Origin of the sequence: Flavobacterium sp., from assembly GCF_049318185.1 — a bacterium.
Taxonomy (GTDB): Bacteria; Bacteroidota; Bacteroidia; order Flavobacteriales; family Flavobacteriaceae; genus Flavobacterium.
This window is the reverse complement of sequence record NZ_JBMOGV010000013.1, coordinates 1-12739: the sequence shown is the minus strand read 5'-3', so window position 1 is coordinate 12739 and position 12739 is coordinate 1. Positions and strand designations below refer to the sequence as shown.

Sequence of the window (12739 nt, the reverse complement as noted above, 5' to 3'; positions counted from 1 at the left end):
CAAATTACGCACCATAAACAATCAGTGACAGCTTGTCATTTAATTGAACACAATACCCAAAACAAAACGGTTATTTCCAGCTTCACCATTATTGTTTAAAATACTACCAAATTCAGAATGATATCTTCCTCGTGTTATAGCAAATTCATAGCCTAGATTTAATTTAACATTCCAATCGGACTTTCTAAAAAAGTAGAAAGAGGACGAAGGTCCAAAATAGAGCATACTGTTTGTAAAATTAACATGCCCACTATTATTGTTTGGTTCTAAATCGTTTAAATCAATAGTATTGTTTTTGTTAAATATATCATATTCATTTCCTGTATAAGCTACTGATAATCCTGTAGTAAAGGCAAATTTTTCACGATCTACAAGATTATAATGAACACGTAAACGAGAGTTGAATCCCGCTTGTTTTGTTTCATTTGCTCCCTTATCAGATTTTGAATATAAAAAACCAAATTCAGCATCGCCAGAATATTTTTTCCAGAAATAATTTAAACCAAATACAAAGTCGGGAATAGAGGTTTTTAACTCTGGAAGATTTGAATTCCTTAATTTTTTGTTCAAATTAAAATCATCATTAAATGAAACGTTTCCACCATAATAAATTGAGAATTTTTTTTCTTTTTTCTTAATAGTGTCGATGACTTTTTCTTGAGAGTAACTAACCACATTTAGCATCATAATTACAAATAAGATCGAATTTTTCATATTTTCTATATTAGTTAATCACAAATTTCTAAAAAAAATTGAGACTCAAAATTTGTTTAACTTTTTGTTGACAAATTTTGATTAAGTATAAAAAAAGGATTATGGAAAAGTCAAAATCCTTTTTCCTAATCCTTAAGTATTGTTCTAACAACAAAACTACCCTACCAAGTTAATCACTTTTCCTGGCACGATAATTACTTTGTTTGGAGTTCTTCCTTCCAATTGCTTTATAGTTCTTTCATCGGCCATTATAATTTCCTGAATTTGTGGAACGGTTAAATCCAGAGGTAACTTGATAGTAAAACGCATTTTGCCATTAAACGAAACCGGGTACTCTTTTTCACTTTCTACTAAATACTTTTCTTCAAAAACTGGGAATGGCACTGTTGATATAGAACCCGAATGTCCTAATTGTGCCCAAAGCTCCTCTGCAATATGTGGCGCATAAGGCGAAATGGTTATGGCTAAGGGTTCTAAAATTTTACGATGGTTGCATTTTAGGGTTGCCAATTCATTCACACAAATCATAAACTGCGATACCGATGTGTTGAACGAGAAATTCTCGATATCTTCTGTAACTTTTTTAATGGTTTTGTGTAACGATTTGTACATTTCTGCTGTTGGTTCTTCCTCCGAAACGTTTAAACCAGTGTTTTCATCCATATACAAACGCCATAGTTTTTTTAAAAACCCCGAAACTCCAGTGATACCAGCGGTATTCCATGGCTTGGCTTGTTCCAATGGACCCAAAAACATTTCATATAGACGTAAAGTATCGGCACCATAATCATTACAAATATCATCGGGATTGACTACGTTGTATTTGGATTTGGACATTTTTTCTACTTCGCGGCTTGAAACAAATTTTTGCCCTTCTAAATGAAGATGAATTGAATCACCGTTTTTATCAATAAAATCAGCATTAAAAAAATCTTTGTTAAAGGTAAATTGAAGTTTAGAAAAATCAATTTCATCAGTAGTGCCTATTAAGCAATCTATTGGGATCCGTATTTCATCAAAACCTATAACTTCTATATCTATTTCAATTAATGTTTCTATGTTTATATTTTCATTTTCTTTCAAGTGCTTTTGAAACAACACTTTAGGATAATCAAAAACAGTTGAATTTCTAATTAATTCTTTAATATCATTATTTGATTTGCCAATTAACTCACACGAAACAAATACAACGTTAGATTTCTTTACAATTTCAAATCCCTTTTCATTTATAACTTCAATTTGGTCTTTAGGAATATTTTGAATTCCATCAAAACTGAGTATATATTTTAATCTGTGGATTATTGCACTCATCCCCAAAATCATTCCTTGATTAATCAACTTCTTGAAGGGTTCTTCTGTAGGCGCGTAACCTCTATCTTTAAGGAATTTGTTCCAAAAACGAGCGTATAATAAATGACCGGTGGCGTGTTCGCTTCCACCAATGTATAAATCTACATTTTCCCAGTATTTCAGTGCCTCTTGACTTGCAAACTCAGCTTCATTATGTGCGTCCATATAACGCATCCAGTACCACGAACTTCCAGCCCAACCTGGCATGGTATTTAATTCTAAAGGAAAAATGGTCTTGTTATCAATCAACTGACAACCAACAACCGACAACTTTTCAACATCCCAAGCCCAATCAGTAGCATTGCCCAATGGCGGTTGTCCGTCTTCGGTTGGCAAGTATTTCTCTACTTCTGGTAACACAATTGGTAAATATTTGGCGTCAATCATTTGTGGCAATCCGTTCACATAATACACCGGGAAAGGTTCTCCCCAATAGCGTTGACGAGAGAAAACAGCATCACGCAAACGGTAATTGGTTTTGCCTTTTCCTTGTTTTATTTTTTCTAATTCCTCTATAACTTTTTTAGTTCCGTCTTTGTAACCCAATCCGTTTAGGAAATCAGAATTTACTAATTCGAAACCGCCTTTTTCACCATAAGCTGCTTCTGAAATATCTTGATTAAAAATATTTTTGATTTCGGGCATTCCGTTTTGTCCTTTGAAGAAATTCGCGAAAGCATAATCACGTTCATCGCCACATGGCACTGCCATGACAGCTCCAGTTCCATATCCTGCCAAAACGTAATCGCCAATCCAAACTGGAATGGGTGCTGCAGTAAATGGATGCTCGGCATACGCACCAGTAAACACTCCCGAAATGGTTTTAACATCGGCCATTCTTTCTCTTTCGGAACGTTTTGCAGTTGCTTCTATATAAGCATCAACTGCAGCTTTTTGTTCGGGCGTTGTGATTTGTGAAACCAATTCATGTTCTGGTGCCAAAGTCATAAACGTAACTCCGAAAATGGTGTCGGGGCGCGTGGTGAAAACTTCAATGTTTGTTGGTTGTCGGTTGTCGGTTGTCGGTTGCTCTGACAACGGAGAACAGGGAACAGAGAACTTTACTAATGCTCCAACCGATTTTCCAATCCAATTTCTTTGACTTTCTTTTATAGACTCACTCCAATCGATGGTCTCTAACCCTTGTAATAATCTTTCGGCATAGGCAGAAATTCGCATCGACCATTGTGTCATTTTTTTACGAATTACGGGATGTCCGCCACGTTCGGAAACGCCGTTTACAATTTCGTCGTTGGCTAAAACGGTTCCTAATGCAGGACACCAGTTTACTTCGGTCTCGGCTAAATAGGTTAGTCTATATTGTAAAAGGATTTTTTGTTGTTCTTCTGATGAAAAGGCATTCCATTCTGCAGCAGAAAATGGTAAAATAGTATCATCGCAAACCGCATTTACATTTGCATTTCCTTCTTTTGAAAATAAATCTGTTAAGTTAGAAATGTCTTCTGCTTTATCAGTATTTTTATTGTACCACGAATTGAATAATTGAATAAAAATCCATTGTGTGTGCTTGTAATAATCGGCATTGGAAGTGCGCACTTCTCTACTCCAATCGAATGAAAAACCAATTTTATCCAACTGTTCTCGGTAACGTGCAATATTTTCACGAGTTGTTTTCTCAGGATGTTGACCTGTTTGGATAGCATATTGTTCTGCGGGCAAACCAAAAGAGTCATAACCTTGTGGATGCAATACATTAAACCCTTTGTGGCGTTTGAATCGTGCTACAATATCGGAAGCAATGTAACCTAATGGATGGCCAACGTGCAATCCTGCTCCTGATGGATAAGGAAACATATCCAGCACATAATATTTTGGTTGTTGGTTGTTGGTTGATGGTTGACTGGCTTTGAAGGTTTGATGCTCTGCCCAGTATTTTTGCCACTTGGCTTCTACTTTTTCGTGATGATATTTCATTTTGCTTTTTTTCTGCTTGCAGTTGCAAATTTCGGCTAAAAATCTGCTTCAGAATACTTACTGACAACCGACAACCGACAACCGACAACTCAAAATAAGGAACAAATTTACGTTTATTATAATAAAGTTAAAACTTTGTACGTTATAAAGGATAAAAACAATTTTCTTTATTATTTTTACTGCTTAAATTATTGTTTATGTCATCATCATTTGATAAATTTCAAAAACGCAGGGTCATTACCTCCTATTTTTCGGTAGTATTGAGTATCTTTCTGGTGTTGTTTTTGTTGGGAATATTGGGACTTTTTGTCATCAATTCCAAGCGCTTATCCGATAATTTCAAAGAAGAAATTGCTATAACCGTTTTTTTGAAAAAAGAAGCCAATGACACTGTGGTAAAAGCTTTTACTAGCGAATTAAAAACAGCAAAGTTTGCAAAATCTTTCGAATATGTATCTAAAGAAAAAGCCGCTGAGCAACATAAAAAAGTAATTGGCGAAGATTTCATGCAGTTTTTAGGTGTAAATCCGCTACAAAACTCCTTTGATATTCACCTCAAAGCTGACTATGTAAACAATGTTGAAATTTCCAAAATTCAAACTCGCTTACGCAAAAACCCTATGATTGCTGACATTGTTTATGATAAACAATTAGTGACTTTGGTGAATGACAATGTGAAAAATATCAGTATATGGATATTGATTATAAGTATTGTTTTTGCTTTGGTTTCGGTTTTACTAATTAATAGTTCATTGCGTTTATCCATTTATGCCAATCGATTTATTATCAAAACTATGCAAATGGTTGGCGCCACTAAATCGTTCATTAGAAAACCATTTTTAAAAACCAGTGTTATTCTAGGATTGATTGGTGCTGGTTTGGCCATTTTGGTTTTGGTTGGCGTTCTCATTTACATTGAAACTAATTTTCCAAACCTTGGTATTTTAGAAGACAAACTCGCTATTGTTGCTGTACTTTTGGGTGTTTTGGTTTTAAGTGTGGCAATCACGTGGTTGAGTACTTATTTTGCGACCCAACGTTTTTTAAATTTGAGAACAGACGATTTGTATTAGAAGAAAGAGAAAAGAACATAGATAATAATAGACTAAAAAATAATTTTCGGCTGAGATGCTGAAATAAATTCAGCATCAAATGAAAAACAACGAGCAAAAACCAGATTTCCTTTTTGACAAAGTAAATTACAAAACATTATTGATTGGTATTGCGGTCATTGCCGTTGGGTTTATCCTAATGAGTGGTGGCGGAAGTGATGATCCAAAAGTATTCAATGAAGATGTTTTCAGTTTTAGAAGAATTCGCTTGGCACCAACCGTTGTTTTGATTGGATTTGGAATTACAATTTATTCGATTTTTAAAAAATCTAAATCGTAACAATGGATTATTTACAGGCGATTGTACTTGCCATTATTGAAGGAATAACTGAATTCTTACCCATTTCTTCGACAGGTCACATGATTATTGCCTCTTCCTTTTTTGGAATTGCTCAAGAGGATTTTACCAAATTATTTACCGTTGTAATTCAACTTGGTGCCATACTTTCGGTGGTGGTTTTATATTTCAAACGATTTTTTCAAACACTTGATTTCTATTTTAAATTATTGGTGGCTTTTATTCCAGCTGTTGTTTTTGGATTGCTTTTTGGCAAAAAAATTGATGCATTATTAGAAAATCCTGTTACTGTAGCTATTTCATTAGTTATTGGTGGTGTCATTTTATTGAAAGTTGATGATTGGTTTAGTAACTCCCAAGAAACTCAAGCCACAGAAAAAATAAGTTACGGTACAGCATTTAAAATTGGATTATTTCAATGTTTGGCGATGGTACCAGGAGTTTCTAGAAGCGGTGCGAGCATCATTGGCGGAATGTCACAAAAACTATCAAGAACAACTGCTGCCGAATTTTCATTTTTCCTTGCCGTTCCCACCATGCTTGGCGCAACGGTTAAAAAATGTTACGATTACTACAAAGACGGATTTGTACTTTCCGATGACCAAATTAATTTATTGATTATTGGCAATGTGGTTGGGTTTATCGTAGCCCTGCTAGCCATTAAATCCTTCATTGGTTATTTATCGAAACACGGCTTCAAAATGTTTGGTTATTATAGAATTGTTGCTGGTGTAGCTATCTTGATTATCCATTTCTTTGTGATGAAATTAACTGTTATTTAATGACTGCCGAAGCTATATTAGAAGGGCAAATTCTACTGATTGACAAACCGCTAACCTGGTCTTCGTTTCAAGCAGTGAATAAATTGAAATATATTTTAAAACGGAAATATGACCTTCCAAAAAAATTCAAAATTGGTCATGCCGGAACTTTAGACCCTTTAGCTACAGGATTACTTATTGTTTGCACTGGAAAATTTACCAAAAAAATAACCGAAATTCAAGGACAAGCTAAAGAATATACTGGAACTTTTACCTTTGGAGCAACAACGCCATCGTATGATTTGGAAACCGAAATAAATGTAACATTCCCAATAGAACATATAACTGAAGCGTTAATTCAAGAAACTACAAAACAATTTGTTGGGGAAATTGACCAAAAACCTCCTATTTTTTCGGCTATTAAAAAAGATGGTGTTCGGTTATATGAACACGCTCGTGCTGGCGAGGAAGTGGAAATTGCCTATAGAAAAACCACCATTCATGAATTTGAAATCATCCGAATAGCATTGCCTGAAATTGATTTCAGAGTCGTTTGTAGCAAAGGAACGTATATACGCTCGCTAGCATACGATTTTGGAATGGCTTTAAATTCTGGTGGATATTTGTCTGCTTTGCGTAGAACAAAAATTGGTGATTTCTCTGTTGATAATGGGATTTCACCAGAGGAATTTGAAAAGTAAAAAACAATTTATGAAAAAGATTATAACACTATTATTAACTTTTATTCTATTTTTAGAAGGTAATTCTCAAGAATCAAAAACTACTAGAAAAAACAATTTAGCACCATTTTACCAGTTTGAAATAGCAATTCCATTTGTTGGAAATCGAAATAGAAATGAAGAAATTAACCAAGAAATTATCGATAGAAGTTTGTTTATCCCTGAAGGAATTTCTTCTAAATTTGGATATGGAATTCAGCACAATAAATGGATTGCAACAAGTATTCATAGTGGAATTGACTGGAAAGCTTCATACAAATTAGTTGCAATTCCTGTTTACGGAAATTTAAGATTAAGCACAGGAATAGGAGATGGTTATCGAATAACTGCTCAAGCAGGATTCGGCAGAGGATTTGCACTTGGAAGAGGAAACCTTAATGGAAATTACACTCGAGTAAGTTTAGGATTTGAAACCGACGAGGATTTTGTCTACTTTATTGAGGGTTCGAGCTACAACTTCAGGTTAAAAAATGAAAACTCAATTGGATTGATAAGTTTAGGAATTGCTTTAAGAACTTACTAACCTTTCATCAACGCTACAATTTCATTTTGTATTGAAATTCCTTTATCATGTAAGTACCACATTTGCAATTCGGTTTTAGCGGTTTCATCTACAATTCCATGTAGCGCTTTATAATTAGAAATTAATTCAATTGCCCCTTTTGGTCTTGGTCCAAAATCGCCTAAAACTTCCAAAGTGTTTTTGTCTAAAATAATGAGCTTCGGAATTGACTTTGTGCCGTTGGACAAAAATAAATTCATTAATGCTTCATTTTCATCACGGAAAACAATTTTTAATTCTATTTTCTCTGATTGTTCCGCCATTTTAGTAATTACAGGAAGAATTTGTGCTGCATCGCCACACCAACCTTCGGAAATCAATAACCAAATGTAATTTCGTTTCAGATTTTGTAATTTTTGAACGTTCTCATCTGAAACTATCATCGTTTTGTCTAATCTATTCATCCGCACTTCATTCAATTCAGAATAATGTGTCAACGCTTCTGATTGTTCATTTCCAGATGATTTACCTGCTTGTAACAATGAGGTGATTTGTCTTCTATATTCACTATAGGTGTAACTTTTTGATAAACTATTTTTTAGGATGGATTTCATGCTTTTTAAAATTTATGACACAAAGCTACAAAAGCAAACGCTTCTAAAAGGTAATAATTGTTGCCAAATATTCTTTTTTATCCAATACCATAAAAACATAATATGTTTATATTTGCAACATAAAAATACTACTGATGAAATACAAAAGAATTCTTCTAAAACTAAGCGGTGAAGCATTGATGGGCGATAGACAATATGGAATTGACCCAAAACGGTTGGCCGAATATGCTGATGAAATCAAAGCAATTCATGACAAAGGGATTGAAATTGCTATAGTCATTGGTGGTGGAAATATTTTTAGAGGAATTGCTGGCGCTAGTAATGGAATGGACAGAGTGCAAGGTGATTATATGGGGATGCTTGCTACAGTTATTAATGGAATGGCGTTACAAGGCGCGCTAGAAGACAAAGGAATGTTAACCCGATTGCAAACGGCTTTAAAAATTGAAGCCATTGCTGAACCTTATATCAAGAGAAGAGCAGTTCGTCATTTAGAGAAAGGAAGAATTGTAATATTTGGGGCTGGAACGGGAAATCCTTATTTCACGACTGATACCGCTGCGGTACTTCGTGGTGTTGAAGTACATGCCGATGTTATTTTGAAAGGAACACGCGTGGATGGAATTTATGATACTGATCCTGAAAAAAATGCTAATGCCATAAAATTCGAAAGTATAACTTTTGAAGATGTACTCAAAAAAGGATTGAATGTAATGGACTCGACTGCTTTCACATTAAGTCAAGAAAATGCATTGCCGATTGTGGTTTTTGACATGAATAAAAAAGGAAATTTATTAAAAATTTGCAACGGAGAAAATATAGGAACCGTAGTTAAAATCTAGTTGACAGTCGCAGTTTACAGTCACAGTGAATGTGAAACTGAAAACGGAGACTGAGACTGAAAACTCAATAAAAATGGAAGAAATCGATTTTATTTTAGACAGTACAGAAGAATCAATGATTGGTTCTATTGCGCATTTAGAAAAAGAATTTTTAAATATTCGTGCCGGGAAAGCAACTCCACAAATGTTAGGAAGTGTTTTTGTTGACTATTATGGTTCACAAACACCACTTTCACAAGTCTCCAATGTGAATGTTCCCGATGCCAGAACGATTACCATCCAACCCTATGAAAAAAGCATGTTGCAGCCTATTGAAAAAGCGATAATGATAGCTAATATAGGTTTCAACCCCATGAATAATGGTGATATGATAATTATTAATGTCCCAGCTTTGACCGAAGAAAGAAGACGCGAGTTGGTAAAACAAGCCAAAGCGGAAGCCGAAGATGCTAAAATTGGGATTAGGAACGCTCGTAAAGACGCCAATACAGAAATAAAAAAATTAGAAAAAGAAGGGACATCAGAAGATATTTGTAAAACAGCCGAAGATGATGTGCAAAAACTTACTGATGCATTCATTAGAAAAATAGAAGAACATTTGGTAATCAAAGAAGCTGAAATTATGAAAGTCTAATTCACTTATTAATAAACTAAAATCCGTTCCGAAATATCAGGACGGATTTTTTTATACCTACTTTTACAATAGATTTGTGACATAATCATTATCAAATGAAGCAACTTGTTTTTTTGTTTTTCTTTATATCGTTGTCGCTTCAGGCACAATTTCAACTGAATGGAATTGTAAAAGATTCCAAAACCGAAAAACCTTTACCCTTTGCTACCCTCAAAACCAAAAAAGGAAACTCTACAATTACAGATGTTGATGGCAAATTTCATTTTACATGGAATAATCAACCTGAAAATCTTACTATTTCCTATGTGGGTTACGAATCAAAAACCATTTCGTTTTCTGAAATAAAACCCTTTTTTATCATTTACCTTACACCGAAGACGAACGAATTACGGGAAGTTGCGGTTTCCAATATAAATCTTGCCAACTCCATTATTACTAAAGTAATCGAGCAAAAAGACAAGAACAATCCACAAAAAAAACTTCATAGCTTTCAGTTCAAATCCTATAATAAATTACTAATAACCGCAAATCCCGATTCTATTAAAGGAAAAATTGATACTGTTTTTGTAAACACTATTTCCAAAGGAAAAATCAAGAAAATAGATTCTTCTGACTATAAATTCAAAAAAAATATTGTCAAACAACATTTGTTCTTAACCGAGAAAGTATCATTGTTTCAATATGAAAAACCTTTATTAAAAGAAACTATTTTAGGTACCAAAATGGCGGGTTTCAAAGAGCCTATTTATGAACTTCTAGGTTTTGGTTTACAATCATTTTCTATCTATGATGACAACTATGAACTTTTTGAAACCAACTATAAAAGTCCTATTTCCAGTAAGTCATTAAAAGAATATCGCTTTAAAATTCTAGATACTACTTCAGTTAATAATCGTGATGTTATTGTTATATATTTCAAAAATAAAATTAGCAACAAAGGTTTAGAAGGGTTGCTGTATATTGATAAAGAAAACTATGCCATTGCAAAAACGGTAATGCGCATTAGGGGTGTTTTGGATATTACAGGAATTCATGAATTCATTTATTTAAACGATGAAAAAGTTTGGTTTCCAATTCGAAAGAATTTTAAAATTTTAAAAGGAAAAAGTAAAGAACCTATCTCCATTTTAGGTGGAAGAATAGCCTTTGCGGCCGAAGATGATGAGCTAAATACTACAAAAAAATCCGCCTCTGACTTTACCTATCTTTCTTCTGATATGCATGCTTTTGACTTGAAGATTAATACTAATTTGAAAATCAAAAAATCATCCATTGCTATTGACGTTAATGCCAATGCCAATAGTAGAGATGATACCTTTTGGAAGGAAAACAGACTAGATAGTTTGGACTCCAGAAGTGAAAGAACTTATTTTGTTTTAGACAGTGTGGTTACCAAACAAAAGATTGAAAAAAAGATAAGATTTGGTCGAAAAATAATTAATGGCTATGCGCCATTTGGACCATTTGATTTTGATTTGCGCCATTTGTTGAGTTATAATAATTTCGAAGGATTCCGATTGGGAATTGGTGGTATTACTAATGAACAGTTTTCAAAAAAGTTCAGATTAGAAGGTTACACTGCTTATGGTTTGAAAGATGAAACTAGCAAATATAACATAGGCACAGCTTTGAGAATTGGCCATTTTTCAAACACATGGATTGGCGGTTCTTATACAAATGATGTTCGGGAGATTGCCAGTACCAATTTCGCAATAGACAAAAGAGTTTTTAAGCTTTATGACCCAAGGCCTATCAATATTAGTACTTTTTATAATTACAAAACTTGGCGCGGTTATATAGAAACTAAACTCATCCCAAAAACTGAAAGTATATGGCAAATTAGCCATAGTGACATAACCCCATTGTTTGATTATGCCTTTAATTATAACGGAAAATTATATCGTGAATATACCATGACCACAGCAATGGTCTCATTGCAATGGAATCCGTTAAGCGATTATATGCAAACGCCTTCAGGAAAAACTGAATTTGAAAAACGCTTTCCAAAATTCACTTTTGAGGTAACTAAATCCCTATCACACTTTTTGAATAATGATTTTGATTTTGGAAAAATAGATGTCAGGATTGAATATGAAAAGAAATATTTAAACGGACAAAAATCGTCTATTTTAATGCAGGCTGGCTATGTTTTTGGAGCTATTCCTTTGACACATTTGTATAATACTTCTCCCAACAATTTGACGAATGACAAAATTTTACGGCGAATAACCATTGCTGGAAAAAACAGTTTTGAAACGATGTATTTTAATGAGTTTTTCTCGAGTGACTATGTAATGATGCAGTTTAAACATGGTTTAAAGAGAATAAAATTATTTCAGAAAGTAAAACCTTCTTTGGTTTTGGTTACCCGAATGGCATGGGGGAATTTGCAACATCCTGAACGCCATATAGGCATTCAATATAAAACTCTTGATCAAGGTTTCTTTGAGTCGGGAATAGAATTGAACCAGATTTATAAAGGATTTGGGTTAACGGGATTTTACCGCTATGGGTCTAATCAGTTACCACGTTTTGAAGACAATATTGCTATCAAACTTAGTTTTGTTTTGGATTTAGGGTTTTAATAATCACAATAAGAATAGCTTAGTTTTATTTATATTTTATATAAGAAACTAATAAGCCCTTTCCTATTTTACTTAACCAGTACATCCAAGAAAACCATCTCCTGTAAATTTAGATTATTTGAATATTAGAAAAGTTATAAATTAAAACTATACTGAATACTATTCAAAAAAAAGAAAGCTGTCAAAATTGACAGCTTTCTAAGTAAAAATTATTGTATGAAATCAAATATTAGATTTTGATTAATTTTCTAACGATTGTTTCATTGTTTGTTGGATTATTAAATCTAACAAAATAAATTCCATTAGCTAACGAAGAGATATCTTCATTAATAACATTATTACCTTCTGATAATTGAATGTTTTTAGTTCTAACAGTTGCTCCGTTCATGCTGTAAATTGTCATTGACATTTCACTTGCTACTGAAGTTGTTAATTCTAAATTAAAATTGTCTCTAGCAGGATTTGGATAAATTGAAACTTCAGAAACCATTACTGGTGAAGCCATTTCAGCTTTTGCTAGTGGACATGCAACTTTTGTTAAAGTTAATGCTTTTGCAGCAGTAGCAGACCCAAATAGATTTCCAGATACAATTCTTAACGTTTTATCTGTTGATGAGAATGCAGTAGTTCCTGAATAAACAACTTTGAACGT

At 33.6% G+C, this 12739-nt stretch carries 12 protein-coding genes; 8 read left to right on the top strand and 4 right to left on the bottom strand.

All coding sequences use genetic code 11. The features are described 5' to 3' along the window. Window positions 1–39 precede the first annotated feature (39 nt). Both ACOYLT_RS02505 and ACOYLT_RS02500 read right to left on the bottom strand, forming a co-directional pair. Window positions 40–714, bottom strand: a complete 675-nt coding sequence (locus ACOYLT_RS02505) for a hypothetical protein (protein WP_422852266.1) — start codon at window positions 712–714, stop codon at window positions 40–42. A gap of 156 nt (window positions 715–870) precedes the next feature. Then, entirely contained in the window at window positions 871–3999 is a 3129-nt protein-coding gene (locus tag ACOYLT_RS02500; protein ID WP_422852265.1) for a leucine--tRNA ligase, read from the bottom strand. Between the two features lie 197 nt (window positions 4000–4196). Between ACOYLT_RS02500 and ACOYLT_RS02495 the strand changes: the two genes are divergently transcribed. The 5 genes from ACOYLT_RS02495 to ACOYLT_RS02475 all read left to right on the top strand — a co-directional run bounded on the left by ACOYLT_RS02495 (window position 4197) and on the right by ACOYLT_RS02475 (window position 7433). Continuing rightward, window positions 4197–5072, top strand: coding sequence for a cell division protein FtsX (locus tag ACOYLT_RS02495; protein WP_422852264.1), 876 nt, complete (start codon window positions 4197–4199; stop codon window positions 5070–5072). A 79-nt stretch (window positions 5073–5151) separates the two neighbouring features. Further along, window positions 5152–5391, top strand: a complete 240-nt coding sequence (locus ACOYLT_RS02490; protein ID WP_422852263.1) for a DUF3098 domain-containing protein — start codon at window positions 5152–5154, stop codon at window positions 5389–5391. Between the two features lie 2 nt (window positions 5392–5393). Next, window positions 5394–6191 (top strand): undecaprenyl-diphosphate phosphatase, encoded by a 798-nt coding sequence (locus ACOYLT_RS02485; protein ID WP_422852262.1) that lies wholly within the window; start codon window positions 5394–5396, stop codon window positions 6189–6191. After that, complete coding sequence (gene truB, locus ACOYLT_RS02480; RefSeq protein WP_422852261.1) at window positions 6191–6871, top strand: tRNA pseudouridine(55) synthase TruB; 681 nt, start codon at window positions 6191–6193, stop codon at window positions 6869–6871. Before ACOYLT_RS02485 ends, truB begins: the two co-directional genes overlap by 1 nt. A gap of 10 nt (window positions 6872–6881) precedes the next feature. Continuing rightward, window positions 6882–7433, top strand: a complete 552-nt coding sequence (locus ACOYLT_RS02475; protein WP_422852260.1) for a hypothetical protein — start codon at window positions 6882–6884, stop codon at window positions 7431–7433. Here ACOYLT_RS02475 and ACOYLT_RS02470 read toward each other — a convergent pair. Beyond that, the gene (locus ACOYLT_RS02470) at window positions 7430–8026 is read right to left on the bottom strand and encodes a thioredoxin family protein (RefSeq protein WP_422852259.1); all 597 of its coding nucleotides are present in this window, start codon (window positions 8024–8026) and stop codon (window positions 7430–7432) included. The genes ACOYLT_RS02475 and ACOYLT_RS02470 overlap by 4 nt on opposite strands. A gap of 134 nt (window positions 8027–8160) precedes the next feature. Here ACOYLT_RS02470 and pyrH point away from each other — a divergent pair, with 134 nt between their 5' ends. The 3 genes from pyrH (at window position 8161) to ACOYLT_RS02455 (ending at window position 12087) form a co-directional block, all read left to right on the top strand. Next, window positions 8161–8868 (top strand): UMP kinase, encoded by a 708-nt coding sequence (gene pyrH / locus ACOYLT_RS02465; protein ID WP_422852258.1) that lies wholly within the window; start codon window positions 8161–8163, stop codon window positions 8866–8868. Between the two features lie 73 nt (window positions 8869–8941). Next, on the top strand, window positions 8942–9502 hold the full coding sequence (gene frr, locus ACOYLT_RS02460) for a ribosome recycling factor (protein WP_422852257.1): 561 nt from the start codon (window positions 8942–8944) through the stop codon (window positions 9500–9502). Window positions 9503–9597: 95 nt separating this feature from the next. Then, the gene (locus tag ACOYLT_RS02455) at window positions 9598–12087 is read left to right on the top strand and encodes a DUF5686 family protein (protein ID WP_422852256.1); all 2490 of its coding nucleotides are present in this window, start codon (window positions 9598–9600) and stop codon (window positions 12085–12087) included. 229 nt (window positions 12088–12316) lie between these two features. Here the strand turns inward: ACOYLT_RS02455 and ACOYLT_RS02450 are convergent. Then, window positions 12317–12739, bottom strand: a 423-nt coding sequence (locus tag ACOYLT_RS02450) for a T9SS type A sorting domain-containing protein (protein ID WP_422852255.1), incomplete at its 5' end; no start/stop codon positions are given.

Excerpts from the sequence above, each read along its gene's own strand:
- ACOYLT_RS02505 (WP_422852266.1), bottom strand. The coding sequence starts at position 714 with ATGAAAAATTCGATCTTATTTGTAATTATGATGCTAAATGTGGTTAGT.
- ACOYLT_RS02500 (WP_422852265.1), bottom strand. The coding sequence starts at position 3,999 with ATGAAATATCATCACGAAAAAGTAGAAGCCAAGTGGCAAAAATACTGG.
- ACOYLT_RS02495 (WP_422852264.1), top strand. The coding sequence starts at position 4,197 with ATGTCATCATCATTTGATAAATTTCAAAAACGCAGGGTCATTACCTCC.
- ACOYLT_RS02490 (WP_422852263.1), top strand. The coding sequence starts at position 5,152 with ATGAAAAACAACGAGCAAAAACCAGATTTCCTTTTTGACAAAGTAAAT.
- ACOYLT_RS02485 (WP_422852262.1), top strand. The coding sequence starts at position 5,394 with ATGGATTATTTACAGGCGATTGTACTTGCCATTATTGAAGGAATAACT.
- truB (WP_422852261.1), top strand. The coding sequence starts at position 6,191 with ATGACTGCCGAAGCTATATTAGAAGGGCAAATTCTACTGATTGACAAA.
- ACOYLT_RS02475 (WP_422852260.1), top strand. The coding sequence starts at position 6,882 with ATGAAAAAGATTATAACACTATTATTAACTTTTATTCTATTTTTAGAA.
- ACOYLT_RS02470 (WP_422852259.1), bottom strand. The coding sequence starts at position 8,026 with ATGAAATCCATCCTAAAAAATAGTTTATCAAAAAGTTACACCTATAGT.
- pyrH (WP_422852258.1), top strand. The coding sequence starts at position 8,161 with ATGAAATACAAAAGAATTCTTCTAAAACTAAGCGGTGAAGCATTGATG.
- frr (WP_422852257.1), top strand. The coding sequence starts at position 8,942 with ATGGAAGAAATCGATTTTATTTTAGACAGTACAGAAGAATCAATGATT.
- ACOYLT_RS02455 (WP_422852256.1), top strand. The coding sequence starts at position 9,598 with ATGAAGCAACTTGTTTTTTTGTTTTTCTTTATATCGTTGTCGCTTCAG.